Source organism: Microbacterium sp. JAI119 (assembly GCF_013410135.1).
GTDB classification, from domain to species: Bacteria; Actinomycetota; Actinomycetes; order Actinomycetales; family Microbacteriaceae; genus Microbacterium; species Microbacterium oxydans.
Window position 1 is genome coordinate 1,039,540 of the sequence record NZ_JACCCK010000001.1, and the last position, 25,215, is coordinate 1,064,754.

The 25,215-nt window shown below is 69.1% G+C and carries 19 protein-coding genes and 1 pseudogene; 17 read left to right on the forward strand and 3 right to left on the reverse strand.

Annotated features, from left to right (window positions below; translation table 11 throughout):
* Positions 1-25 precede the first annotated feature (25 nt).
* Together HDC31_RS05140 and HDC31_RS05145 are read left to right on the forward strand one after the other, a co-directional pair.
* Positions 26-1,234: a DUF1624 domain-containing protein gene (locus HDC31_RS05140; RefSeq protein ID WP_258546554.1), complete on the forward strand. Its 1,209-nt coding sequence runs from the start codon at positions 26-28 to the stop codon at positions 1,232-1,234.
* A 320-nt stretch (positions 1,235-1,554) separates the two neighbouring features.
* The gene (locus HDC31_RS05145; RefSeq protein ID WP_257021944.1) at positions 1,555-4,764 is read left to right on the forward strand and encodes a LamG-like jellyroll fold domain-containing protein; all 3,210 of its coding nucleotides are present in this window, start codon (positions 1,555-1,557) and stop codon (positions 4,762-4,764) included.
* Positions 4,765-4,850: 86 nt separating this feature from the next.
* Here HDC31_RS05145 and HDC31_RS05150 read toward each other — a convergent pair whose 3' ends face one another.
* Entirely contained in the window at positions 4,851-5,636 is a 786-nt protein-coding gene (locus HDC31_RS05150) for an SDR family NAD(P)-dependent oxidoreductase (RefSeq protein WP_058632388.1), read from the reverse strand.
* Positions 5,637-5,741: 105 nt separating this feature from the next.
* Between HDC31_RS05150 and HDC31_RS05155 the strand changes: the two genes are divergently transcribed.
* Positions 5,742-6,350, forward strand: a complete 609-nt coding sequence (locus tag HDC31_RS05155; protein ID WP_233437312.1) for a TetR/AcrR family transcriptional regulator — start codon at positions 5,742-5,744, stop codon at positions 6,348-6,350.
* 36 nt (positions 6,351-6,386) lie between these two features.
* Here HDC31_RS05155 and HDC31_RS05160 read toward each other — a convergent pair whose 3' ends face one another.
* On the reverse strand, positions 6,387-7,139 hold the full coding sequence (locus tag HDC31_RS05160; protein ID WP_113681821.1) for a hypothetical protein: 753 nt from the start codon (positions 7,137-7,139) through the stop codon (positions 6,387-6,389).
* Positions 7,140-7,241: 102 nt separating this feature from the next.
* On the opposite strand from HDC31_RS05160, the gene HDC31_RS05165 reads away from it, so the two are divergent.
* From HDC31_RS05165 to HDC31_RS05195, 7 genes are all read left to right on the forward strand, one after another.
* Positions 7,242-8,078: an aldo/keto reductase gene (locus tag HDC31_RS05165; protein ID WP_046749735.1), complete on the forward strand. Its 837-nt coding sequence runs from the start codon at positions 7,242-7,244 to the stop codon at positions 8,076-8,078.
* A gap of 89 nt (positions 8,079-8,167) precedes the next feature.
* Positions 8,168-8,737, forward strand: coding sequence for an FMN reductase (msuE, locus tag HDC31_RS05170; protein WP_058632391.1), 570 nt, complete (start codon positions 8,168-8,170; stop codon positions 8,735-8,737).
* Positions 8,738-8,771: 34 nt separating this feature from the next.
* Positions 8,772-10,574: a thioredoxin domain-containing protein gene (locus tag HDC31_RS05175; RefSeq protein ID WP_179515873.1), complete on the forward strand. Its 1,803-nt coding sequence runs from the start codon at positions 8,772-8,774 to the stop codon at positions 10,572-10,574.
* 153 nt (positions 10,575-10,727) lie between these two features.
* Entirely contained in the window at positions 10,728-11,795 is a 1,068-nt protein-coding gene (hisC, locus tag HDC31_RS05180) for a histidinol-phosphate transaminase (protein WP_179515874.1), read from the forward strand.
* Positions 11,792-13,210, forward strand: a complete 1,419-nt coding sequence (locus HDC31_RS05185; protein WP_046749732.1) for an amino acid permease — start codon at positions 11,792-11,794, stop codon at positions 13,208-13,210. The genes hisC and HDC31_RS05185 overlap by 4 nt, the downstream gene beginning before the upstream one ends.
* Before the next feature lie 2 nt (positions 13,211-13,212).
* Positions 13,213-13,695 carry an Lrp/AsnC family transcriptional regulator gene (locus HDC31_RS05190; protein WP_046749731.1) on the forward strand — a complete coding sequence of 161 codons (483 nt, stop codon included), beginning with the start codon at positions 13,213-13,215 and terminating at the stop codon, positions 13,693-13,695.
* A 197-nt stretch (positions 13,696-13,892) separates the two neighbouring features.
* On the forward strand, positions 13,893-15,077 hold the full coding sequence (locus tag HDC31_RS05195; RefSeq protein ID WP_179515875.1) for a Cmx/CmrA family chloramphenicol efflux MFS transporter: 1,185 nt from the start codon (positions 13,893-13,895) through the stop codon (positions 15,075-15,077).
* On the opposite strand, the gene HDC31_RS05200 is transcribed toward HDC31_RS05195, so the two are convergent.
* Complete coding sequence (locus tag HDC31_RS05200; RefSeq protein WP_061015085.1) at positions 15,032-16,585, reverse strand: dolichyl-phosphate-mannose--protein mannosyltransferase; 1,554 nt, start codon at positions 16,583-16,585, stop codon at positions 15,032-15,034. The genes HDC31_RS05195 and HDC31_RS05200 overlap by 46 nt on opposite strands.
* A gap of 62 nt (positions 16,586-16,647) precedes the next feature.
* Between HDC31_RS05200 and rsmI the strand changes: the two genes are divergently transcribed.
* From rsmI to HDC31_RS05235, 7 genes and pseudogenes are all read left to right on the forward strand, one after another.
* Positions 16,648-17,475: a 16S rRNA (cytidine(1402)-2'-O)-methyltransferase gene (rsmI, locus tag HDC31_RS05205; RefSeq protein WP_113680824.1), complete on the forward strand. Its 828-nt coding sequence runs from the start codon at positions 16,648-16,650 to the stop codon at positions 17,473-17,475.
* A 2-nt stretch (positions 17,476-17,477) separates the two neighbouring features.
* Positions 17,478-18,584 carry a LacI family DNA-binding transcriptional regulator gene (locus HDC31_RS20495; protein ID WP_113680832.1) on the forward strand — a complete coding sequence of 369 codons (1,107 nt, stop codon included), beginning with the start codon at positions 17,478-17,480 and terminating at the stop codon, positions 18,582-18,584.
* 448 nt (positions 18,585-19,032) lie between these two features.
* Positions 19,033-20,381 (forward strand): annotated as a pseudogene (locus HDC31_RS05215) (ABC transporter substrate-binding protein).
* Positions 20,378-21,358 (forward strand): ABC transporter permease, encoded by a 981-nt coding sequence (locus HDC31_RS05220; protein ID WP_046749726.1) that lies wholly within the window; start codon positions 20,378-20,380, stop codon positions 21,356-21,358. The pseudogene HDC31_RS05215 and the gene HDC31_RS05220 overlap by 4 nt, the downstream one beginning before the upstream one ends.
* Complete coding sequence (locus HDC31_RS05225; RefSeq protein WP_046749725.1) at positions 21,355-22,269, forward strand: ABC transporter permease; 915 nt, start codon at positions 21,355-21,357, stop codon at positions 22,267-22,269. Before HDC31_RS05220 ends, HDC31_RS05225 begins: the two co-directional genes overlap by 4 nt.
* Positions 22,266-23,993, forward strand: coding sequence for an ABC transporter ATP-binding protein (locus HDC31_RS05230; protein ID WP_058632395.1), 1,728 nt, complete (start codon positions 22,266-22,268; stop codon positions 23,991-23,993). The genes HDC31_RS05225 and HDC31_RS05230 overlap by 4 nt, the downstream gene beginning before the upstream one ends.
* Before the next feature lie 41 nt (positions 23,994-24,034).
* Positions 24,035-25,204 (forward strand): glycoside hydrolase family 1 protein, encoded by a 1,170-nt coding sequence (locus tag HDC31_RS05235; protein ID WP_046749724.1) that lies wholly within the window; start codon positions 24,035-24,037, stop codon positions 25,202-25,204.
* The last annotated feature ends 11 nt before the right edge of the window (positions 25,205-25,215 follow it).

Genomic DNA, 25,215 nt, shown 5'->3' on the forward strand with positions numbered 1-25,215 from the left:
GGGAATCGCCCCCTACGATCATGGGGTGATCACCGCTCTCGCTCCTGTCCAGTGGTTCCGCGAGTTCGGGCGGCCGCCGCGCATCCTCGGGCTCGACATCGCCAGAGGACTGGCGATCCTCGGCATGGCCGGAGCGCACATCGGCGAGACAGAGGCATTCGACTGGTTCGACCCCTCGACGTGGACCGACCTGGTGCACGGGCGGTCCTCGATCCTGTTCGCGGTGCTCGCCGGTATCTCGATCGCCCTGATGACCGGGCGCAGTGCCGGTCCCGACCGCGAGCGGATCCCGAGCATCCGCCTGCAGCTGATCGGGCGCGGTGCGGTGATCTTCGTGATCGGGCTGGCGCTGGAGATGCTGAACACCCCGATCGCCGTGATCCTGACGCTCTACGGTCTGCTCTACGTCGCGGTCATCCCGTTCCTGCGGTGGCGGCCCTGGCAGCTGCTGAGCGCCAGCGCGGTGCTCGCGCTGCTGGGCCCGTCTCTGCTCGCCTTCCTGAACGCGGTGATGCTGAACCCCTACGGTTCCGGTATCGGATTCGTGCTCTACGGCACGTATCCGATCACGGTCTGGATGGCGCTGGTGCTCGCCGGCATGGCGTTCGGTCGCCTGCACGTCGAGCGGCTGCGCACGGCGGCGGTCGCGCTCGGGATCGGATTCGTGCTCGCCGTGATCGGCTACGGCTTGGGCGGAATCGGTCAGGCAGCGGGACTCGCCGGGGGCTTCAGCAGCAGCTCGTTCTCCGATAGCAGCTCCTTCTCCGGCGGCGGCTCCTTCTCCGACGGCAGCTCCGGCAGCGTCGTCTCCCCGCCCTCCGGGTGGGAGGGATACCCGCAGGCGCTGACCGAGACAGATCCCCTCCGCGCCGTGCTCACCGCGGTGTTCGCGGTCGAACCGCACAGCGGCGGCACCGCAGAGATCCTCGGATCGGGCGGCTTCGCGCTCGTGGTCATCGCGCTGTGTCTGCTGCTGAGCCGGCCGTTGCGCTGGGTGCTGCTGCCGCTCGGCGCGCTCGGCTCCATGCCCCTGACGGCATACAGCGCTCACGTCGTCTCCGTCGTGCTGGTGGCCGGGCCAGGAGGGTTCTTCTCGAGCAACGCCTTCTGGGCGGCCACCGCGCTCGGACTGCTGCTCCTGACGACGCTCTGGTCGATGTTCTTCGGACGGGGCCCGCTGGAACGCCTGGTCGGACGAGGGGCAGCGGCGATGGCGGCGGTGCCGCGGCGCTGATATGGCGGCGGTGCGGTGGCGCTGATCCGGCCGGCTTCGAGCGTTCCTCCGGATCGGGAGGCGCGATGTGTTACCGTGGGTGCGCAACGCCTGTCTGGCGTCTGCGACCGACTGGCATGGCTGGTCGGACTGGGGAGTTTCGAACTGGGGAGTTCACACCACCGCGTCGCGGCGATCTTTCGCCGCCTCGATGTCGTCGAGCGCGCGGGGGATGATCACGCCGCGTTCGGGACAGCATCGACTGGGGAGTCACGGTGGGGAACACGAGTTTCGGGCGACGGGCACGCTTCGGGCGACGGACAAGAGGTGTCGTCGCATCAATGCTGACGGCCGGTCTGCTGATCGCGGGTCTGTCGGGTGTGGGAGCGACGGCGGCTGCCGCGGCGGATGTGCCGCCGACGATGCCGCCGCAGTTGCAGCGCGACGAGAACGTGGTGACGTCGGACCCGATCCCGACTGTGCAGATCGACAACGGCTACGTATGGGCGCAGACCACGATCGGCACCACGGTGTACGCGGTCGGCAAGTTCGACAACGCGCGGGAGCCGAAGGCGGCGTCCGGGACAGCCCTCACCGCCCGTTCGAACGTGCTGGCCTACGACATCGTCTCGGGTGCTCTGTCCTCGTTCGCCCCGACGGTCAACGGCGTCATCAAGGCGGTCGCCGCGTCTCCCGACGGGTCCCGCATCTACATCGGCGGCTCGTTCAACAAGGTGAACGGGAAGGACCGCTGGAACTTCGCGGCGCTCGATGCCAAGACCGGTGAGCTGGTCCCGCAGTTCGCGCCGTCGATCGGCGGCAGCGGCGTGTACGCCATCACGACCGACGGGTCGAACATCTACCTCGGCGGTCTGTTCACCCAGGCCAACGGCGTCGCCCGGAAGAACCTCGCGGCCTTCGACCAGAAGAACGGAGCGCTCCTGAGCTGGGCCCCGCAGGCCGACCGCCAGGTCGACGCCCTCGTCATGGACCCGGCGGGCACGAACGTCATCGTGGGAGGACGCTTCTCCGCGGTGAACGGCAGCAGCCTGCGCGGTTCCGCAGCGGTCGACAAGTCCACGGGTGCCGCCGACACCGCCTGGGGCATCTCCAAGGTCGTGAAGAACAGCGGCAGCAGCAGCAACTCCGGCATCTTCGCGCTCGCCACGGACGCGAACACCGTCTACGGCACCGGGTGGAGCTGGGCCGGCGGGGGCAACCTCGAGGGCACGTTCGCCGCTGAGGCCGGCACGGGTGCGGTGCGGTGGATCGCAGACTGCCACGGCGATCACTACGGCGTTTACTCGACCGGCAAGGTGGTCTACACGACCAGCCACATGCATTCCTGCAACACGATGGGGCTCCAGCCGCAGAAGAACCCGGCGGTGTACCAGTACGCCGAGGCCTACACGGCCGACGCGCGCGGAACCCTCTCCGCGAACACCTACTCCGGGTACGCCAACTGGGCCGGCACCCCCGCTCCGTCGCCGTACCAGTGGGCGCCCGACTTCGCGGTCGGCACCACGAGCGGCCTCGGCCAGGCGGGCCTGTCGATCACGGGCGCGGGCGACATGATCTCGATCGGCGGAGAGTTCCGCTCGGTGAACAACGGGCAGTTCGAGGGAATCGTGCGCTTCTCCACGAACCCTCCGGGTGGTGCGAAGGACGGGCCCCGGCTCTCCGACGCGGCATGGAAGCCCACGGCGGGCACCTCGCCCGTCCCCGGCAGCGCCCGGGTGTCGATCCCCACGAACTGGGACAGGGACGACCTGACCCTCACCTACGAGCTGCGCCGCGACGGTGCCACCGAGCCTGTGGCCACCGCGACAGCGGACGGCACCTGGTGGAAGCAGACGACGGTCACCCTCGACGACCCGACGGCGACCCCGGGAGCCACGCAGAGCTACACGGTGGTCGCGAAGGACCGTGACGGCAACATCGCCACGAGCGCGAGCGTGAACGCGAAGGCCACGGCGGGCACCGCCTCGGCCTACTCGAAGAAGATCCTCGCGGACAAGCCTTCGCTGTACTACCCGATGGGCAACGTCTCGAAGGACTGGGCCGGATCGAACAACCCGGTGAGCGGCACGGGAGCCTCAGCCTCGTCGTCGGGCATCGAGAACAGCGGCACCGGTTCGACAACGTTCAACGGCACCACGAACGGGCGGGTGTCTTCCGATGCGAAGGCGCCGGTGTCGAGCGAGTTCTCCGCGGAGATCTGGTTCCAGACCACCACGAAGACCGGTGGCATGCTCATCGGCTCCGGAGCGGCCAAGACGGGAAGCTCCGCGAGCGTCGACCGGCAGCTGTACATGGCCAACAGCGGCACCCTGACCTTCGGCGTCTTCGCCGGGCAGGCCCGATCCACGATCGCCGGAACCAAGGCGCTGAACGACGGCGTCTGGCATCACGCTGTCGCGTCGCAGGGTGCGGCCGGGATGAAGCTGTACGTCGACGGCGAGCTCGTCGCGTCCGACGCCGCGGTCACGACGGCCAAGACCGACCCCGCTTACCTCCGCATCGGGGGAGACGCGCTCACGGGCTGGCCCTCTGCTCCTTCGTCGAACTACTTCAAGGGATCGCTGGACGAGGCCGCGGTGTACCCGCTCGCGTTGAACGCCGACCAGGTGCGCTCGCACTTCCAGCTGGGCAAGGGCCTCAAGGCTCCGACGGCGGCCTTCACGGCCCAGGCGACCGACCTGACCGTCGCGGTCGACGGGTCGGGATCCACCGCAGACGGCGCAGCGTCGATCAGCGGCTACGCGTGGGACTTCGGCGACGGCTCGTCGGCGACCGGCGCGACGGCGACGCATGACTATGCGGCGGCCGGCACCTACACCGTGCGGCTGACGGTGACGGACAGCAGCGGACTGTCGGCGTCGAGCGAGAAGCAGGTCGCGGTGACGGCTCCCGTCGTGGCCGATGTCGTGGTGGCATCCGACCGGTTCGACCGTGCGGTGGAATCCGGCTGGGGCACTGCTGAGGTCGGTGGCGTATGGACGCCCATGCAGGGGAAGTCGACGGCTCTCTCGGTGGCCGACGGTGCGGGAGTGATCGACCTCGTCGCCGGGCAGACCAGGGAGATGCTGTTGGACGATGCGTCGGTGCGGGATGCCGCCACCACCATGTCCTACACGCTCTCCGGCGGTCCGGAGTCTGGCACCGTCTACGTCGGAGCGGGTTCTCGGCGCAACGCGGACGCCGGCTACCGCGCCCTGGCGTGGCACCGCGCTGATGGGGCGACGTGGGTCGTGATCCAGCGCAACGGGACGGCCATCGCGAGCGCCGCTGTGCCGGGGCTGACCTGGAGTGCCGGCACCGTGTTCCATCTGTCGACCGAGACGACCGGGTCGTCCTCGACCACGATCCGCGCCAAGGTGTGGGCCGACGGACAGCCGGAACCGGCGACGTGGCAGGTGTCCGCGAGTGACGCGACCGCGGCGCTGCAGAGCGAGGGCTCGCCCTCGGTGTTCTCCTACCGGGCCGGCACCGCGACCGGCACGAACGTCGTGCGGGTGAACGAGGTCAAGACCACCCGGATCGGTGGCTGAGCAGCCGCTGGGCTGAGCGCAGACGCAGAGGGGGCACCGGCATCGGCCGGTGCCCCCTCTGCGCCTCTCAGACGTCTCCGGGCATCTCAGAAGTGGGTGCCGCCGTCGATGCGCACCTCGGTGCCGGTGATGAAGGCGCCGTCCTCGCTCGCGAGCATCGCCACCACACCGGCGACCGATTCCGGCCCGGCGAAACCCTCGCCGATCGCGGGTGCGAGCTTCATGAACAGGCTCATGTCGGCGTCGGCGGGGAGGCCGGGGCCGTTGCTCTGGTTGCTCCGTCCGGACCCGTCGGTCATGCCGGACGAGATCGACCCCGGCTGCACCGCGGTGAAGCGGATACCGCTCTTCGCGTACTCCGCTGCGAGCGCATGGGTCATCGACTGCACGCCGCCCTTGCTGGCCGCATAGGCCGCCATGTAGGGGTGTGCGAATCCGGCCGAGGTAGAGCTGAAGTTGACCACGGCGGCCGAGGAGCCCTCCTGCAGGGCGGGGATCGCCGCGCGGATGACGAGGAACGTCCCGACCAGGTTGATGCGGATGACCTGCTCGAACTGGTCGAGCGTCGTCTCGTGGGTGTGCGAGGAGCGGAGGATGCCGGCAGCGTTGACGAGCACGTCGAGTCCGCCCAGAGCGGCGACGGCTTCGGCGACGCCCGCGGCAACGGAGGCCTCGTCGGCGATGTTCATCGTGACGGTGGTGAGGCGTTCGGCGAGCGGCCCTGCCTTGGCGACCGTGTCGTCGAGGCCTTCGGTGCTGACGTCGGCGGCGACGACGCTGCCGCCTTCACGGAGCATCCGCAGCACGGTGGCCTGGCCGATGCCCGACCCTCCTCCGGTGACGAGAGCCCGACGTCCTTCGTAGCGGTTCATGATCTTCCCTTCGTGATGAGTACTGGCAGGATATGCCTGTTTGGCATGTTGTGCCACCTAGTCCCAACCTGCCGGTGCGCGGATCTGTTCCCGTACGCTGTGACGGTGGAGACGTCGACCCTCACCGAGCGCCGCAGGGCCGCGACCGAGCGCGAGATCGCTGCCGCTGCGGCCGCGTTGTTCGCGGAGCAGAGCGTGGCGGGCGTCACCGCAGAGCAGATCGCGGCGCGTGCGGGCGTCTCGGTGCGGACGTTCTACCGCTACTTCGCACGCAAGGAAGACGCGATCGCGCCGATCCTCAGCGTCGGCGCGCAACGGTGGCAGGAGGCCTTCGCGCAGGTCGGAGAGGGGGCTCTGGGTGAGCAGATCCCGGCCGTGATCGAGGCGCAGCTCGCCGAGGGACAGTCAGGTGCGGGCATCGCCGACGGGCTCGAACTCGACACGATGCTCGGCGTGCTCCGCGGACTCGACGACGATTCCGAGATGCGCGACGTGTGGCTGCGTGTGAACGATGATTCCGAGCGCAGGTTGCGTGCGATCCTTCAGGAACGCGGCCTCGCCGTGTGGGATGCCGCATTGCTCGCCGCCGTCGCGACCGCCTCGATCCGTGTCGGGCTCGAACAGTGGGCGGCGGATCCCGACGGCCCTCGTCCCGCCGTGCGCGCAGTCGACGCCTTCCGGTCGATGTCGCAAGGGCTGAGCGGACTCGATTGACGTCGTCCGCTCACCGGCCCGTGCGCGGCGCCGTCGCTACACGGGCAATGCCAGATACAAGCGGTAGGCGGCCTGACCGGCGAAGCTGTCCGCGGCGTTCGCGGGCGCTTCGACGAGGTACAGGCGCCCGGGAGCATGCGGACGCGATTGCGCGTCGAGGTGCCACACCACCCGGCTGATCGTCGCTCCCTCGAAGTCGTATCGGGTGCCGGACCCGTCATCGAAGACCTGTTCCGTGTAGGTGGGGTCGCCGATCCTGCTCCGGATGTCGATGGCGGCCTGTGCTGCCTCCTCGTCGGAGGCGAACTGCAGCACGGTCAGCGTGGCGCGTCCGGTGTCGGAGCTGAACACGGCGGTCGTGGCGTCGCGGGAGCCGAGGTCGTTCGGAGTATCCGTCCACTCGCCTTCGAGCTTCCAGTCGCCGGCAGCGGTTCCGACCTCCGTCGAGGCCGCGGCGCACAGCTCACCGCACCCCGATGTCGGAAGGGCAGGGGGTGGCGTCGTGGTCGGGGTGGATTCCGGTGTCGCCGATGTCGATGGTGCCGTGGTCGACTGTCCGCGTCCCTCGCCGATCTCGGCGCGCAGACCGGCGGCGAGAAGGAGATTCGCCCCGATGGTTCCGAGAAGGAGGAAGGCGGCGACGACGATGACCAGGATGACGATGGTCCGACTGCGCCTCTTCGTCGCTGTGACGACCCGTGTCTCATCCTCGTCGGGATCATGCGTCTCGGCCGCGGGCGGCGGGGGCGGGAGATACTCCTCATCGCCGGACGTGTCGCGTTCATTCATCGACCTCAGCCTACGGAAGTCGGTCGGGCACTGCGGCGACCGCACCGACTTCTTTCGTCACCGGCCGGGTCCACCTGTCATCACAGGTCATAGGCTGGAGACATGACGATTCCTGCACTCGAACTGAACGACGGCAACTCCATCCCCCAGCTGGGCTACGGCGTCTTCAAGGTGCCGCCGGCAGAGACCGAGAAGGCGGTGAGCGAGGCTCTGGAGATCGGCTATCGCCACATCGACACCGCCGCGATCTACGGCAACGAGGAGGGCGTGGGTGCCGCCATCGCATCCTCTGGCATCCCCCGTGACGAGCTCTTCATCACGACGAAGCTCTGGAACGACCGTCACCATGACGACGAGCCCCGCGCCGCCATCGGCGAGAGCCTCGAGAAGCTGGGTCTCGAGAAGGTCGACCTGTACCTGGTGCACTGGCCCACCCCGGCCAAGGACGACTACGTGCACGCGTTCGCGAAGCTGATCGAGCTGCGTGAGGAAGGTCTCACCCGCAGCATCGGCGTATCGAACTTCCTGGTCCCGCACCTCGAGCGCACCGTGAAGGAGACGGGCGTGGTCCCGGCTGTGAACCAGATCGAGCTCCACCCCGCGTACCAGCGCCGCGATGAGGTCGCCTGGGCCGACGCGAACAATGTGCGCATCGAGGCGTGGGGTCCGCTCGGCCAGGGCAAGTACGACCTGTTCGGCATCCCGGCCGTCGCGGATGCCGCAGCCGCGCACGGGGTCACCCCGGCGCAGGCGGTGCTCCGCTGGCACCTGCAGAAGGGCATCATCGTGTTCCCGAAGTCGGTGCGCGCCGAGCGCCTGCGCGAGAACCTCGACGTGTTCGGCTTCGAACTGACCGACGCCGAGATCGCCGCGATCGACGCCCTCGACCCGCTCGACGGTTCCGGCCGCGTGGGCTCGCACCCGGACGAGGTCAACTGACCCTCTCGGGGAGACGGAGCCTCCGGGCCTACATGACGCCCCGTGTCGCCTCGCGCGACACGGGGCGTCGTCCTGAGTACCGTCGAGGCATGACAGCTCCGTACCGTGTCGTCGCCGTGTCGGGATCCCTGCACGAGCCCAGCAAGACGACCGCCCTCGTCCGCGCGATCACGGCCGCCATCGCCGAGCGCGCCGACATCGAGTCGCAGCTCATCGAGCTGACGCAGATCGGACCGGGGCTGGCCGGCGCGTTGCAGCGTGACCAGCTGCCGCCGGAGGTCGAGGCGCAGTTGCAGGCGATCGAGTCCGCCGATCTGCTGATCGTGGGCAGCCCCGTGTATCGGGCGTCGTTCACCGGGCTCTTCAAGCACCTGTTCGACTTCGTCGGTCAGTACGACCTGGTGGGAAAGCCGGTGCTGCTCGCCGCGACGGGCGGCGGCGAGAAGCACGCGCTCATCATCGAGCACCAGCTGCGTCCGCTGTTCGCGTTCTTCCAGGCGCTCACCCTGCCCCTCGGCGTCTACGCCAGCAACACCGACTTCGACGGCTACGAGATCACCTCCGAGGTGCTCGAAGCCCGCATCGCTCTGGCAGCCGAGCGTGCGCTGCCGCTGGTGGGGTACGCGGCCTCGCGTCCGGTCGAACTCCTCGTCGGCTGACCGCAGTCGCCACGCGCGGCGTAGCGTGGAGGCTATGACCAATCGGCTCGCGGACACCCTCAGCCCGTACCTGCGCGCGCACGCCGACAATCCGGTCGACTGGCACCCGTGGGGTGAGGAGGCCTTCGCGGAGGCCCGGCGGCGGGACGTGCCGCTGCTCATCTCGATCGGCTATTCGACCTGCCACTGGTGTCACGTGATGGCGAGGGAGTCTTTCGCCGATCCCGTCACCGCGGCGCTCATCAACGAGGGCTTCGTCGCCGTCAAGGTCGACCGTGAGGAGCACCCCCAGGTCGACGGTGCGTACATGGCGGCGGCCTCGGCCTTCACGCAGAACCTGGGTTGGCCGCTGACGGTGTTCGCCACGCCGCGCGGACGCACCTTCTACGCCGGCACGTACTGGCCGCCGGAGGCCCGTGCGCCGATGCCCGCCTTCCGTGAGGTCCTCGCCGCGGTGCGGGAGGCCTGGACGCTCCGTCGCACCGAGGCCGAGGAGTCGGCGGATGCCGTGACGGACGCACTCGCCCGAGCAGCGGAATCGGCGCCATCGGACGTCCCGGATGTCGTTGCGATCACGACGGCGGCGGAGGCGATCGCGCAGCGGGAGGACCGCCGGTTCGGCGGCTTCGGCGGCGCGCCGAAGTTCCCCGTCGCCACCACACTGCGGTTCTTGCAGCATCCCCTCGTGCGAGAAGGTGCGCCGGAGGCATCTGCCGCTGGTGCGCGCGCGCTCGCCGCGATGGCGGCCTCCGACCTTCGCGACGCCGACGGCGGGTTCTTCCGCTACGCGACCGGGCGCGACTGGACCGTGCCGCACTACGAGCGGATGCTGACCGACAACGCGCAGCTGCTCGACATCGCTCGTGACGGGGGAGACGAGCCGACCGTGCGAGGTATCGCCTCGTTCCTGACGGGCGTGCTCCCGCGCGACGGAGGCGGATTCGGCGCGGCGCAGGATTCCGAGTCGACGATCGACGGCGTGCGCTCCGAGGGCGGGTACTACCTCCGCCCGGTGGCCGAGCGCGCGGACCTGGTGCCCCCGGCAGTCGACGGCAAGGTGATCACCGGATGGAACGGACTCGCGATCGGTGCCCTCGCCCGCGCCGGAGCCGCGTTCGGAGAACGGGCGTGGATCGACGCGGCCGCCGCGGCTGCCGACCACGTGCTGCGCACCAATCGGGACGCCGAAGGCGCTCTCGTGCGTGCGTCGCTGGATGGACGGGCATCGACTGCCGTCGCGACCGCCGCCGACCTCGGCCTTCTCGCCGACGGCCTTTTCGCGCTCGCGCTGGCGACCGGCGAGACGGACTGGGCGATCACGGCGCGTGGCATCCTCGACGACGTCCTGTCGGGAGCGGGAGGCGACGACCCCCTGCTCTCGGCGCAGGGCATCGCGACCTCGCCCGATCAGACCGACGGCGATCTGCCGTCGGATGCCGCGGCGATCGCGAGCGCCGCCCTGACCGCGTGGTGGATGGGCGCGGGGGATCGGTATCGGGAAGCGGCCGTGTCGACGGTGAGCGCGCTCGCGACCAGGTCGCTGGAGCAGCCGTTCGCCCACGGCACCCTGCTGCGGGTGGCCGCCGGCCTCGCGGCTCCGCCCCGTCAGCTCGTCGTGGTCACCGGGGAGCCGGACAGTGCGCTCGCCGCCGCAGGCCGAGGCGCTGACGCCGAGGTCGTCGCCGTGGTCACCCCGGACCAGGCGCGGGCATTCGCGGATGCCGGGTTCGAGCTGTTCGAGGGCAAGGACACGTCGACGGACCGCGCCTACGACTGTCGGGCGTTCGTGTGCCGGCTGCCGGTCAGCGATCCTGCCGAGGTGTCGGTCGCGCGCTGACCTTCACACTGTGCAGTGTGTCCAGCCCATCCCGAGGGACGGGCGCTCGATTGCGCGAGATGCGCAGCTTCCGGTGCGCCGATTGCCCAGTGGTGGGATTCCGTTCTAGTGTTGCGCGACACCTCACCCGATCACAGCAAGGACGCTCTGACGATGCCCCTTCCCACTCGCGCCGGACTCGACGCCGTTCCCGCTTACCGTCAGGGGCGCTCCGCTCCGGCCGGTGCGTCCAAGCTCTCCTCGAACGAGTCCCCGCACCCGCCGCTCCCGTCGGTCGTCGAGGCCGTGCGTGAGCGCCTCGACGGAATCAACCGCTATCCCGATATGAGTGCCGCGAAGCTGCGCGAGCGACTCGCCTCCCGCTACGGTGTCGACGTCTCCGAAGTCACCGTCGGTGCGGGGTCGGTGGAGATCGCGGCGCCGCTCATCCACGCGGTCGCCGGTGACGGCGACGAGGTCATCTTCGCGTGGCGGTCGTTCGAGGCGTATCCGTCGCTCGTCCGCATCGCCGGGGCGACGCCCGTCCCGGTGCCGCTCGACGCGGACCACGCTCACGACCTCGACGCGATGTTGGCGGCGATCACCCCACGCACCCGCCTGATCTTCGTCTGCAATCCGAACAACCCGACGGGCACCGTCGTGAGTGCCGACGAGTTGGAGCGTTTCGTCGCGGCGGTGCCGCACGACGTGCTCGTGGTCATCGACGAGGCCTACGTGCACTTCGACCGCACCGAGAGCAGGGGAGCCGGCATCGAGCTGTTCCGACGTCACCCGCACGTGGCCCTGCTGCACACGTTCTCCAAGGCCTACGGGCTCGCCGGGCTCCGGATCGGCTACGCCATCGCGCCGGACGCCGTCGCCGAGAACCAGCGCAAGGTGGCGGTGCCGTTCGGTGTGACCGACCTCGCCCAGACCGCTGCCCTCGCGTCCCTCGACGCCGAGGAGGAGCTCGCGACGCGTATCGACGAGGTGGTCGCCCAGCGCGACCGCCTGCACGACGTGCTCACTGCCGCCGGATGGCCCGCCGTCCGCTCGCAGGCCAACTTCGTCTGGGTGCCATCCGGGGACCGCACACCGGAGCTCGAACGACTGCTCCAGGAGGGCGGCGTGGTCGCACGCGTCTTCCCCGGCGAGGGCGTCCGCATCTCCTCGGGCTCCGTGGAGGACATCGATCGGGTGCAAGCCGCCCTCGAGACCGAGCTCGCCGAGGTGAACGCATGACCGATGGACGCGTGACCAACGATCCCGTGACCGAGGTGCCCACCACCACGACGACCACCAAGGGTCTGCACCCGGGGCTGACGCGCCGTCAGATCTCGATGATGGGACTCGGCGGCGCGATCGGCGCCGGCCTGTTCGTCGGCTCGGGCCAGGCGATCAGCATCGCGGGGCCCGCAGTGCTGGTGTCGTACCTCGTGGCCGGCGGCATCGTCGTGCTCGTGATGGCGATGCTGGCCGAGATGGTCGCGGCGAGGCCGAGCTCCGGTGCCTTCAGCTCGTACGCGCAGAAGGCGATGGGCCGTAGCGCCGGCAGCGCGGTGGGCTGGCTGTACTGGATCCAGCTGGTCGTGGTGATCGCGGCCGAGGCGACGGGCGCCGGCGCGATCGTGGCGAACTGGACCCCCGGGATCCCGGCCTGGGTGTGGGTGCTGATCTTCGTCGTGGCGCTCACGGCCGTGAACCTGTTCGGCGTGCGCAACTACGGTCGCTTCGAGTTCTGGTTCGCGGCGATCAAGGTCGCGGCGATCATCGCCTTCCTCGTGGTCGGGGTGTGCGCGATCGTCGGCCTCATCCCGGGCGTGCCGGGTACCGGCATCTCGAACCTCGTCGACAACGGCGGGTTCGCCCCGAACGGCATCGCGGGCATCGCCGGTGCCCTGCTGATCGTGGTCTTCGCGTTCGGCGGCACCGAGGTGGTCGCCATCGCCGCCGCCGAGTCGAACGATCCCGCGCGCAACATCCGCCGCATCGTCCGCGAGGTGCTCGTGCGCATCATGGTGTTCTACGTCGGGTCGATCTTCGTGATCGTGGCGGTGCTGCCCTGGAACGATCCTGCGGTGAAGGCCGGCCCGTTCTCCGCGGTGCTCGAGACCCTGAACGTACCGGGAGTCGGCCTCGTGATGGACCTGATCGTGATCATCGCGCTGCTCTCGGCCATGAACGCCAACATCTACGGTGCCTCCCGCATGGCGTACTCGCTGGGGGAGCGGGGCCTTGCTCCGCTGGCTGCGACCCGGACGAGCCTCAAGGGCGTGCCGTTCGTCGCGGTGCTGGCCTCCGTCGCCTTCGGGTTCGTCACGGTCGGACTCAACTGGGCGTTCCCCGACGTCGTGCTGCCGGCCCTGCTCAACGTGGTCGGCTCGACGCTGCTGGTGATCTGGACCGCGACCGCGGTGGCGCAGATCATCCTCCGCCGTCGTGCGGACCGCGCAGGCGACGAGATGCCGATGCGGATGTGGGGCTTCCCCTGGCTGTCGTGGCTGTGTCTGGTGCTGCTCGCCGCGGTGATCGCCCTCGCGATGATCGATGAGGCCGCCCGCATCCAGTTGCTGCTGACACTCGGGCTCACCGCCGTGCTTTTGCTCGTCGCACGCGCGACCAGGAGCGTGGCGAGGCCCGGCGTCCCGCGGGAGTGACGATGCGCATCGATCGCCTCGACGCCCAGCTCATCCGACTGCTGACGGAGTCGCCGCAGCTGCCGATCCTGGAGTGCGCGCGGCGGCTCGGCATCGCGCGGGGAACGGCGACGAGCCGACTCGCGCGCCTGCACGAGGGCGGGGTGATCGAGGCGATCGTGCCGCGCATCGATCCGGCCGGATTCGGATACGGTGTCGTCGCCTTCTGCCTGGTCGAGATCGATCAGAAGGTCGGGCATGACGAGGTGGCGACGGCGCTGGCCGACGCCGTCCCAGAGATCGTCGACATGCACACCGTCACCGGAGCGAGCGACATGCAACTGCGACTGGTGGCGCGCGATGCCACGCAGTTGCAGGAGGTGCTCGACCGGGTCGCCCTGGTGCCGGGGGTCGCCCGCACCGCGTCGTCGATCGCGATGCGCACGCACCTCTCCGGTCGGGTGCTCCCTCTGGTCGAACACGTCGCGGCGGACGAGATGCCGTAGCGCGGTAGAGTTCGAGCATGTCGAGTCCCGAGTCAGACGAGTCGGGGGCCGTCGGTCACACCGCCGGCCCCGTGCGCCGATAGCTGCGATCCCGTAGCTGCGCCTCCCCTCCGCGGAGGCGCCTACTGGTGCATCCCCGGATGCCGGCCGTGGTGACGAGAAGCCCCCTTCTTGATCTCTCACCTCGGAGTACTGCCATGCCCTCTGCTCTCTACCTGCTCGCCCTTGCCGTCTTCGTCATGGGCACGTCCGAATTCATGCTCGCGGGTCTCCTGCCCGCGATCGCCGCCGATCTCGACGTCTCCGTCGGCACCGCGGGTCTGCTCACCTCGGCCTTCGCGGTCGGCATGGTGGTCGGCGCGCCGATGATGGCGGCCTTCGCACGCCGATGGCCGCCCCGACGCACGCTGGTCGCGTGTCTCGTGCTGTTCGCCGTGTGCCATGTCGTCGGGGCGCTGACCCCGATGTTCCCGGTGCTGCTCCTCACCCGTGTGCTCGCGGCGCTCGCCAACGCGGGCTTCCTCGCGGTGGCCCTGCGCGCGGCCACTGCCATGGTTCCGGCCGATCGGAAGGGGCGGGCGCTGTCGATCCTGCTCGCCGGCACGACGGTCGCCACGGTCGCGGGAGTGCCGGCCGGCTCCCTGCTCGGTTCGGCCCTGGGGTGGAGGGCCACCTTCTGGGCTGTCGCCCTCCTGTGCGCTCCGGCGATCATCGGCGTCGTGCGCGGCGTCGCGAACTCGGTGGGCTCAGCGGAGCAGGCCGCAGCCTCACCGCGCCTCCGCGCAGAACTCCGTCAGCTGGCGACGCCGATGCTCCTGCTGCCCATGGGCATCGGTGCGCTGATCAACGGTGGCACCTTCGCGGCTTTCACCTTCCTCGCCCCCGTCGTCACCGAGGCGGCGGGTCTTGCGGAGATCTGGGTGTCGGCGGCGCTGGTGCTGTTCGGTATCGGTTCCTTCCTCGGCGTGGCGCTCGCGGGCCGGCTCTCCGACCGGCGTCCCGGGCTCGTGCTCTTCGTCGGCGGACCGCTGCTGCTGACGGGCTGGGTCGGGCTGGCGGCGTTCGCCTCCGCCCCGGCTGCGCTCCTCGCGCTCGTCTTCGTGCAGGGCGTGCTGTCCTTCGCCGTCGGGAGCACGGTGATCACCCGCGTGCTCTACGCCGCATCGGGTGCGCCCACGATGGGGGGCTCGTACGCCACGGCGGCATTGAACGTCGGCGCGGCCGTCGGTCCGGTGCTCGGTGCGGTTGCACTCAGCGCGGGGTGGGGGCTGCTCGCCCCGATCTGGGTCGCGTCAGGCCTGACAGCCGCGGCTCTCGCGATCCTGCTGCTGACGCGTCACACCCAGCCGGGCAGCCAGTTGTGCAGCAGCCAGAAGTCGTAGGGCACACTCATCCCGGTCCACAGCGGCAGGAAGAACGCCGACACCAGCACGACGAAGGCGAGGAAGATCATCACGGTGCGCTCGCCCGACTGTCGACGGTGCAGCGGATCCTCGCGCTTCCCGGCGATGATCCGCAACGTCATCGCGAGGGCGATCACCAGGAACGGCATCATGACGACCGTGTAGAACTGGAAGATCGTGCGCTCGGGGAACATGAGCCAGGGCAGGTACGTCACAGCGAGACCGACCAGGGGGATGCTCAGCTCCGGGCCCACGGGCTGCTTCGTGATCCACCCCCGCACGAGGCGGTACACCAGGTAGATCGAGGCCGCGACGCCCGCGTACCAGATGAGGGGATTCGGGATCGCCGAGATCACGCCGATGCAGTGGTCGGTGCCGCATCCCGTGGGGTCGGAGTCGACCCAGACCGCGGTGGGGCGCAGCAGGAACGGCCACTCCCATGCGGCGCTCGCATACGGGTGCCCTCGGGTGAGACCGACGTGGAAGCCGAGCATCGACTCGTGGTACTTCCACAGGGCGATCAGCGGGTTGGAGTCGCTCTGCCGGTCGTACCCTCCGGCCGTCACGAGCCATCCGGTCCAGCTGACCAGGTACACGGCGAGAGCGGGGAAGACGAGCAGCACGAACGAGACGGGACCCTGGCGGAACGCGGCGGCAGTCGGCCACAGGACCACTCCGGCGCGGCGCCGCGCCAGCGCATCGGTGATGACGACGTAGAGGCCGAAACCCGCGAGCACGTACAGGCCCGACCATTTCACGGCCGAGGCCGCCCCGAGCGCCAGCCCTGCGGCGACGAGCCAGGGGCGACGCCAGAGCACCGGCCCCCAGAACGGGTCGGGACGCTCGGGGTCTCGCCTCTCGAGCACGGGGATCGTCCGCTGCCGGTCGATGATCACGAAGAGCACGCCCAGCAGGACGAAGAAGGTCAGGATGCCGTCGAGCAGGGCGATGCGGCTCATCACGATGCTCAGACCGTCGATCGCGAGCAGCGTCCCCGCCACGCTCGCGACGACGACGGAGCCGCTGAGGCGGCGGGCGATCAGGTAGACCAGCAGCACCGATGCGGTGCCGAGTACCGCGGTGGCGAGGCGCCATCCCGCGCTGTTGTCGGGTCCGCCGATCGCCATGCCGAGCGCGATGAGCCACTTGCCGAGCGGGGGGTGCACGATGAACGCGCCCTGCTCGGACAACGGCAGCTGCTGCAGCGTGACGAACGCATCGTTGGCGTTCTCGCCCCAGGTGCCCTCGTAGCCCAGGGTCCACAGCGACCAGGCGTCTTTGACGTAGTAGGTCTCGTCGAAGGCGAGCTGGTGCGGGTGGGCGACGTTGATCAGGCGCAGGAGCGCGGCGATCGCGGTGATGACGAGCGGCGCGAGCCAGCGGATCGCGCGACCCCAGTCGGGATCCAGCAGCAGACGATCGCGGAGCTGCCCGTAGCGCGTCGACCGCTCGGGGGGAGCGGGGAGCAATGGTTCGGGCGCGGTCACCGGTCCAGCCTAGACAACGTGCCTTCTCGTTCCGCTGCATCGCGCCCGCCTAAGCTGGGCGGGTGATCATCCTCGCCGCCACTCCGATCGGAAATCTCGGCGACGCGTCTCGCCGCCTCGTGGAGGTGCTGGAGAACGCCGAGGTCGTCGTGGCCGAGGACACCCGAACCACGCAGCGACTGCTCAAGGCGCTGGAGATCGACAACAGACCTCGCCTGATCGCCCTGCACGACCACAACGAGAAGCAGAAGGCGGCCGAGCTGGCGGCGCTCGCCGCGGAGACCGACATCGTCGTGATGAGCGATGCCGGGATGCCCACCGTGAGCGATCCGGGATACGGATTGGTCGCCGAGGCCGTTGCCCAGGGCGTGACGGTGACCGCGATCCCCGGGCCGAGCGCGGTGCTGATGGCACTGGCGATCTCAGGCCTGCCCACCGATCGCTTCACGTTCGAGGGCTTCCTGCCGCGCAGGCCGGGGGAGCGGCGTTCGACTCTTCGCGCCCTGGCTGCCGAACCCCGCACCATGGTCTTCTTCGAGTCGCCCGCACGTCTGGCCGGTGCGTTGACGGACATGGGAGCCGCGTTCGGCGACGAGCGGCGCATCGCCGTGTGTCGCGAGCTCACGAAGTTCTACGAGGAGGTACGCCGCGGCACTGCGCCCGAACTCGTCGCGTGGGCGGAGGACGGCGTCAAGGGCGAGATCGTGATCGTGGTCGAAGGGGCCTCCCGCCGAGACGCCTCTCCGGAAGACGCCCTCACCCAGGTGCAGACGCTCGTCGCGGACGGCGTCCGCCTGAAGGACGCCGCCTCCGAGGTCGCCGCCCTCACCGGTCTCTCCTCCCGCGACCTCTACCAGGCGGCTCTCGCCGCTCGCTCCGGAGGAGTGTGACCGTGAGCAAGGCGGCGACCGTGTACGACGTGGCCGATCGGGCCGGCGTCTCGATCGCCACGGTCTCGCGCGTGCTGCGCTCGCCGGATGCCGTGCGTCCGGTCACGCGGGAGCGCGTGCTCGATGCGGTGACCGCCCTCGGGTACGTCCCCAGCGGCAGTGCCCGCGGACTCGCCGAACGCCGCACCGGCGTGCTCGGGCTGTACTTCCCCGGCTTCGACGCCGCGGAGGATGCCCCGCCGCTCGACGCGCTCTCCGCCGCTGAGGAACACGCGCCTCCCTTCGCGATCGTCCGCGATGAGACCGAGTCCGACGGCGGGCACACCTCGATGCTGTTCCTCGACGAGGTGCTGCGCGGCGCCGAGCTCGAAGCATGGAAGCAGGGTTTCGTACTGATGGTCGGTGTCGGCCGCGATGATCCTGACCGTTCCACGGTGCGGGACATGGCTGGTCGGGTCGACGGCCTCATGGTGCTCGCGAGCAGCGTGCCGGACGACGTTCTGGCGCGACTGGCGCGACGCATCCCCGTGGTGGTGCTCTCCGGCCCGCCGCGCGGAGATCACTACGACCACGTGACGGTGAGCAACGCCGAGGCCATGGCGGAGCTGACCCGGCACGTGCTCGGGCAGGTGGGAGACGGGCGGCTCGCCTTCCTCGCGGGACCGGCGGACTCTCCCGACGGTCTGCAGCGCTGGGACGGTTTCGCCGCCGCGGTGGCGGGGGCGGGGCGGAGCCTCGACGACGTGATGGTGCTGCGCGGCGACTTCACAAGGGCGTCTGGTCGGAGGGCGGCCGAGGAGCTTCTCGCCACGGGTACGCCGGCCGCGCTGATCTCGGCGAACGATCAGATGGCGCTCGGAGCGCTCGACGTCTTCCGCGGAGCGGACGTCCACGTACCGGACGACATGCTCGTGACGGGCTTCGACGGCATCGAGGCCGCTGCCCTGTCGCAGCCCCCGCTGACCACGATACGTCAGCCGATGATCGATCTCGGACGCGCGGCCGTGCAGGTGCTGGCCCGCCGCCTCGAGCACGCCGAGGCGGAGCCCGTGGTGGCCCGTCTGCCGCTGCAGATCCTGCTCCGCGAGAGCTCGCAGCGCCCCGTCTGACCGGCCGGAAACGCTCGCCGCGCCGGTGTCAAGGGGTTGCGATCTCAAAATGTATGCGCTTACAATCTGGAAGGCGGCGTCGGTCGCCGGTCATGACAGAGACGACATGAGGTGGCAGATGTCAGAGGGCACAACGCCGAGAGGGCGCGTGATGCAGCGCTGGCGCAGAGCGGCGATCGTGGGCCTCGCGGCCGTGGCGGTCGCACTCAGCGGCTGCAGCATCCAGATCACATCCCAACCCGATCCCTCGATCGGTGCCGACACGATGCTGATCAATGCCGACAAGGGCAACCCGTTCTTCACGAAGAACTTCAACCCGTATCTCACCAACACGCGCACCGCGTCCCGGTGGATCTACGAGCCGCTCATCCTGATCAACCCGCTCGACGGCACGCAGAACCCCTGGCTCGCGTCCGAATGGACGCAGCCCGACGCCCGCACCATCGTCATGACGATCCGCGATGGCGTCACCTGGAGCGATGGGGAAGACCTGACGCCCGAAGACGTGGCGTTCACCTTCCAGCTGCTCAAGGACAACCCGTCCCTCGACATCAAGGGTGCGTGGCAGCACCTCGACAGTGTCGACACCTCGGGCGACGATGTGGTGCTGCACCTCAAGACCGAAGACGCCCCCTCGCTGTCGATCCTGGGCCAGACCATGATCGTCCCCGAGCACCTCTGGGCCGACGTGAAGGATCCGGGCACATACCGCAACGAGAACCCGGTCGGCACCGGTCCGTTCGTGCTCGGCAACTACAACGACCAGCAGTACTCGATGGACAAGAACCCCGACTACTGGCAGGCCGACTCGATCGAGATCGAGCACATCATCCTCCCCGCCACGAACTCCCAGCTCGACACCGTCACCCGCGGCTATGACTGGGCCTACTCCTTCATCTCCGACGTCGAGGGCACCTGGGGCGCGGCGAGCGAGCACAACAACTGGTGGTTCCCGCCGGGTGGCGTGATCGCGCTCATGCCGAACCTGGAGGTGGCGCCCTTCGACGACGTGAACGTGCGCCGGGGCATCGCTCTCTCGCTCGACCGCGACGAGATCGCCGAGACGGCATCGGAGGGCTACATGAAGCCGGCCGGTCAGACCGGACTCATCCTGCCCAACCAGCAGCAGTACCTCGACCCGAGCATCCCCGACCAGGGCATGATCACGCAGGACAGGGACGCAGCGCTCGCCGCCTTCGCCGAGGCGGGTACACACTCGACGGCGACCGGCTCATCGGGGCCGACGGCCAGCAGCTCGAGTTCGCCCTGACCACCGCGAACGGCTACTCCGACTGGACGCGCGCGGCGCAGACCGTGCAGAGCCAGCTCGCCGCGGTCGGCGTGAAGGTCACCCTCAAGCTCCCGCAGCCCGCGGGCTATCAGAGCGCGATCAGCAACGGCGACTTCGAGATGGCCATCGGCGGCATGGGGAACGGCGACATCTACCAGGCGTACAACAACCTGCTCTCCAGCGAGTTCTATGTGCCGTCCGGCGAGGCCACGGCGAACAACTTCGAGCGCTACAAGTCACCCGAGGTCGATGAGCTGCTGGCCGAGTACCGCGAGACCGTCGACACCGCTCGCCAGACCGAGATCGTCAAGGAGCTGCAGCGCATCGTCTACGACGAGATGCCCGTGATCGGCCTCTACTACGGCGGCATCTGGGGCCTGTTCAGCGATGCCAAGTTCACCGGCTGGCCGAGTGAGGAAGACCCGTACATGATCCCGCAGAACTACGACTCCGCGCCGCTGGGTATCTTCACCCGGCTGGAGCGAGTGCAGGAGGACGACAAGTGAAGTACGTGCTCCAGAAGTTCGGCCTGTTCGTGCTCACCCTGTGGGCCGCGGTCACCCTGAACTTCTTCCTGCCGCGGATGATGCCGGGCTCCCCGGCGGATGCCGCCATCGCCAAGCTGTCCCAGAACGGGCCGGTGTCGGATGCGACGCGTGCCGCCATCGAGGCGCAGCTGGGTGTTCCGACCGGGTCGCTGTGGGATCAGTACATCGCCTACCTCGGTCAGGTCGTGCGGCTCGACTTCGGCGTTTCGTACACGTTCTACCCGCAGTCGGTGTCGAGCATGGTCTCCACGGCCTTCCCCTACACGATCGGGCTGGTCGGCATCGTCACCGTGCTCGCGTTCGTGATCGGCACGCTCATCGGAGTGATGGCCGCCTGGCGCCGAGGGACGTGGCTCGATTCGCTGCCCACGCTGACCGGATCGTTCCTGAGCACGTTCCCCTATTTCTGGACGGCGCTGCTGCTGCTCTTCTTCTTCGGGTACGTGCTGCACTGGTTCCCGACGACCGGCGCCTACTCCGCGACGACGACCCCTGGCTTCACGTGGGAGTTCCTCGGTGATCTGATCAGTCATGCGTTCCTTCCGGCGCTGACGATCCTGCTCACCTCGCTGGGCGGCTGGATCATCGGGATGCGCAACGCCATGATCAACACCCTCGGCGAGGACTACATCACCTTCGGTGAGGCGAACGGTCTGCGGGGGCACACGATCGCCCTCCGGTACGCGGCCCGCAACGCGATCCTGCCGAACCTCACGGGCTTCGGGCTCACGCTCGGCGGTGTGGTGGGCGGATCGATCCTCGTCGAGCAGGTCTTCGGCTATCCCGGCATCGGATACCTGCTGTTCAACGCCGTGATCGGGCAGGACTACCCGCTCATGCAGGCGCTCTTCCTGATGATCACCGTGAGCGTGCTCATCGCCAACTTCCTCGTAGACATCCTCTACGGGGTTCTCGACCCGAGGACTCGCCGATGACCTCCACCATGAACGTCAAGATCCCCGCCGAGCGCATCGCCGCGCCCAGCCCGTGGCGCGCCTTCGGACGCATGGTCGCCACGCTCTGGAGCAACGGCAAGGCGCGGCTCGGGCTGTGCATCCTCGCCTTCTTCGTGCTGGTGGCGGTGTTCGCCCCTCTCCTGGCCCCGTACGGCGCGAAGGACAACGGCTTCGAGCGCAACGCCGATGCGTCGTGGGCGCACTGGCTCGGCACGACCGCTGCCGGGGAGGACGTGCTCAGCCAGCTCATCTACGGCGCACAGGTCAGCCTCCTGGTCGGCTTCGCCGCCGGAATCCTGTCCACGATCGTGGCCGTGCTCATCGGCCTCAGCTGGGGGTACATGCGAGGGTTCCTCGGCGAGGTGATCGGCTTCATCGTCAACCTCTTCCTCGTGATCCCCGGCCTGCCGCTCATGATCGTGATCGCCGCGTACCTGCAGAACGGCGGCATCCTGATGATCATCGCGGTGATCGTCGTGACCGGTTGGGCGTGGGGTGCGCGTGTGCTCCGCAGCCAGACGCAGTCGCTGCGGGGGAACGATTTCGTCACCTCGGCGCAGTTCTCGGGCGACAGCAGGACGCGCATCGTGTTCCGCGAGATCCTGCCGAACATGACCTCGATCATCGCGGGCACCCTCTTCGGTGCGGCGACTGCGGCGATCCTGGCGGAGGCGGGGCTGGAGTTCCTCGGCCTCGGCGACTCCAGCATCGTCAGCTGGGGCACCATGCTCTACTGGGCGCAGAACTCCAACTCGCTGCTCACCGGACAGTGGCTGCTGCTGTTCGCCCCCGGTCTGTGCATCGCCCTGCTGGCGCTCAGTCTGACACTGATCAACTTCGGCGTGGACGGCATCTCCAATCCGCGCCTGCGAGAGGGGAAGGGGCGATGACCGCCATGACGGAGAACATCGACATGCGCGAGAACGACATCCTGCTGGACGTGCAGAACCTCTCGGTGGAGTACGCCTCGCCGGGGACGACGCCGGTCACCGCGGTCGAGGACGTCTCGTTCTCCCTCCGCCGTGGGGAGTTCGTCGGACTGGTCGGCGAATCCGGCTCAGGGAAGTCCACGCTCGGCTTCGCCCTCACGCGACTGCAGAAGCCGCCGGCACGGATCAGCGCAGGACGCATCCTGTTCGGAGGACGTGACATCCGGGAGCTCGACGCCGAGGAGCTGCGCCGTCAGCGTCAGGGCGGGTTCGCGATGGTGCTGCAGTCGGGCATGAACGCGCTCAACCCGGTGCGCACGATCGGCAACCACTTCCGCGACATCTTCGCTGCGCACGGCCACGTGCCGAAGGACGCGCGCGAGGCGAGGGCTCAGGAGCTCGTGGGCAAGGTGGGCCTCGATCCCTCGGTGCTCGCACGCTTCCCCGGCGAGCTCTCCGGCGGCATGCGCCAGCGCGCCTCGATCGCCCTCGCCCTGTCGCTCGAACCGCAGCTGATGGTGTTCGACGAGCCCACCACCGCGCTCGACGTGCTGGTGCAGCATGCCGTGATGGACACGATCAAGGACCTGCAGCGGGCCGAGGGCTTCACCGCGATCCTGATCAGCCACGACCTCGGCATCGTGCTGGAGGCGACGGACCGGGTGATGGTGATGCACGAGGGACACATCGTCGAGGACGCCAGGAGCATCGACATCCTGGAACGCCCGAAGGACGAGTACACGCGGATGCTGCTGAGCCACTACGCCGACCCCCGGGCCGAGAAGATCGAGATCCCCGGATTCCTCGACGCGGGCACCCGGCGTCGTGAGGGACGTTCGCGCACCGACGTCACCGAGACCCTGCCGACCGTGTCGTCGCGCGACACCCGTCGGGCGGATGCGGCGATCGTGGTCGAGGGCGTCTCGAAGCACTACCCGGCACCGCGTCGCGGACAGAGCGCCGTCACCGCGGTCGACGACGTGTCGTTCCGGCTGGAACCGGGGGAGTCCCTCGCCCTGGTCGGCGCATCGGGTTCGGGCAAGTCGACCATCGCCAAGATGCTCACCGGCGTCGAGAAGCCCACCTCCGGCACCGTCCGCTTCGGGGACACCGACGTGGCGACGCTCAAGCGCCGCGGTCTGCGCGATCTGCGCAAGGACGTGCAGATGGTGTTCCAGGATCCGTACGCGGCGCTCAACCCGCTGCACACGGTCGAGTACGCCCTGACCCGGCCGGTCGTGAACTACACGAAGCTGCGCGGTCCGGAGGCCAGAGCCCGGGTGTTCGAGCTGCTCGAGACCGTCGGCCTGACGCCCGTCGAGCAGTTCGCGGCCAAGCTGCCGCACCAGCTCTCCGGAGGACAGCGACAGCGCGTGGTGATCGCCAGGGCGCTCGCGAGCGACCCGCAGGTGCTGATCGCCGACGAACCGGTCTCGATGCTCGACGTATCGCTCCGCGCCGGAGTGCTGGCGCTGCTGGAGGACCTGCGCGAGCGGTGGGGCATCAGCATGCTCTACATCACGCACGACCTGCTGAGCGCGCGTCTCGTCACCGAGAACATCCTCGTGCTCAACAGCGGCCGAGTGGTCGAACGCGGTGAGACCTCGCAGGTGCTGCAGCATCCGGAGGACCCGTACACGGTCGAACTGCTCGACGCCGTGCCGAACCCCGCCCGCGCCCGCTGACGCGCGGACGACGCCTGCAAGAAAGAGAGAGGAGCGCATCCGTGCTCACATTCCCCGACGGCTTCCTCTGGGGTGCCGCGACAGCGGCCCACCAGGTGGAGGGCAACAACACCACGAGTAACTGGTGGGCGATGGAGCATGCTCCCGACTCGCCCATGGTGGAGCCCTCCGGTGACGCTGCCGACCACTTCCACCGCTACCCGGAGGACATGCGGCTGCTCGCCGAGGCGGGGCTGAACTCCTATCGCTTCTCGGTCGAGTGGGCGCGGATCGAGCCGGAGCGCGGGTTCATCTCGCGGGCGATGCTCGACCACTACCGCCGCATGATCGACACGGCGCGTGAGAACGGACTGGACCCCACCGTCACGCTCATGCACTTCACGGTGCCGCAGTGGTTCCAGAAGGACGGCTTCTGGCGCGCGGACGACGCGGTGGATCTGTTCTCCCGCTACGTCGAGACCGTGCTGCCGATCCTCGACGGCGTCGACTACGTGTGCACGATCAACGAGCCGAACATCGCCGCGATGCTGGCCGGGGGAGAGGACGCCGCGAACCTCGTCGCCTACGGTCTCCCGAACCCCGACCTCGCCGTGGCCGACACCCTGCTGGACGCGCACCACCGCGCGTCCGAGATCCTGCATTCGGTGCCGGGAGTCAAAGCCGGATGGACCATCGCCACGCAGGCGTTCCACTCCACCGGAGAACCGGGAGCGGACGAGATGCTCGCCACGTACGGCGACCCGCGCGACCACTGGTACCTGGAGCAGTCGGCCGGAGACGACTTCGTCGGCGTGCAGGCATACACCCGCACCTTCATCGGCCCGGAAGGTCCGCGTCCGGTGTCGGACGACGTCGAGACGACGCTCACAGGCTGGGAGTTCTTCCCCGATGCGCTCGAACTGGGCGTGCGCAGCGCGTGGGAGCGCAGCGGTGGGGTACCGATCCTCGTGACGGAGAACGGCATCGCGACCGCCGACGACACCCGACGCGTCGCCTACACGCAGGGAGCGCTGGAAGGCCTGCACCGCGCGATCGCCGACGGCGTCGATGTGCGTGCCTATCAGCACTGGAGCGCGCTCGACAACTACGAGTGGGCCAGCGGCTTCCGGCCCACGTTCGGGCTGATCGGCTTCGACCACGAGACCTTCGAGCGGTTCCCGAAGCCCTCCCTCGCCTGGTTGGGAGAGGTCGCGCGGCGCAACGGGCTCTGAGCGGGGTTACC

Excerpts from the sequence above, each read along its gene's own strand:
- HDC31_RS05145 (WP_257021944.1), top strand. The coding sequence starts at position 1,555 with ATGCTGACGGCCGGTCTGCTGATCGCGGGTCTGTCGGGTGTGGGAGCG.
- HDC31_RS05150 (WP_058632388.1), bottom strand. The coding sequence starts at position 5,636 with ATGAACCGCTACGAAGGACGTCGGGCTCTCGTCACCGGAGGAGGGTCG.
- HDC31_RS05160 (WP_113681821.1), bottom strand. The coding sequence starts at position 7,139 with ATGAATGAACGCGACACGTCCGGCGATGAGGAGTATCTCCCGCCCCCG.
- HDC31_RS05165 (WP_046749735.1), top strand. The coding sequence starts at position 7,242 with ATGACGATTCCTGCACTCGAACTGAACGACGGCAACTCCATCCCCCAG.
- msuE (WP_058632391.1), top strand. The coding sequence starts at position 8,168 with ATGACAGCTCCGTACCGTGTCGTCGCCGTGTCGGGATCCCTGCACGAG.
- HDC31_RS05175 (WP_179515873.1), top strand. The coding sequence starts at position 8,772 with ATGACCAATCGGCTCGCGGACACCCTCAGCCCGTACCTGCGCGCGCAC.
- hisC (WP_179515874.1), top strand. The coding sequence starts at position 10,728 with ATGCCCCTTCCCACTCGCGCCGGACTCGACGCCGTTCCCGCTTACCGT.
- HDC31_RS05185 (WP_046749732.1), top strand. The coding sequence starts at position 11,792 with ATGACCGATGGACGCGTGACCAACGATCCCGTGACCGAGGTGCCCACC.
- HDC31_RS05190 (WP_046749731.1), top strand. The coding sequence starts at position 13,213 with ATGCGCATCGATCGCCTCGACGCCCAGCTCATCCGACTGCTGACGGAG.
- HDC31_RS05195 (WP_179515875.1), top strand. The coding sequence starts at position 13,893 with ATGCCCTCTGCTCTCTACCTGCTCGCCCTTGCCGTCTTCGTCATGGGC.
- HDC31_RS05225 (WP_046749725.1), top strand. The coding sequence starts at position 21,355 with ATGACCTCCACCATGAACGTCAAGATCCCCGCCGAGCGCATCGCCGCG.
- HDC31_RS05230 (WP_058632395.1), top strand. The coding sequence starts at position 22,266 with ATGACCGCCATGACGGAGAACATCGACATGCGCGAGAACGACATCCTG.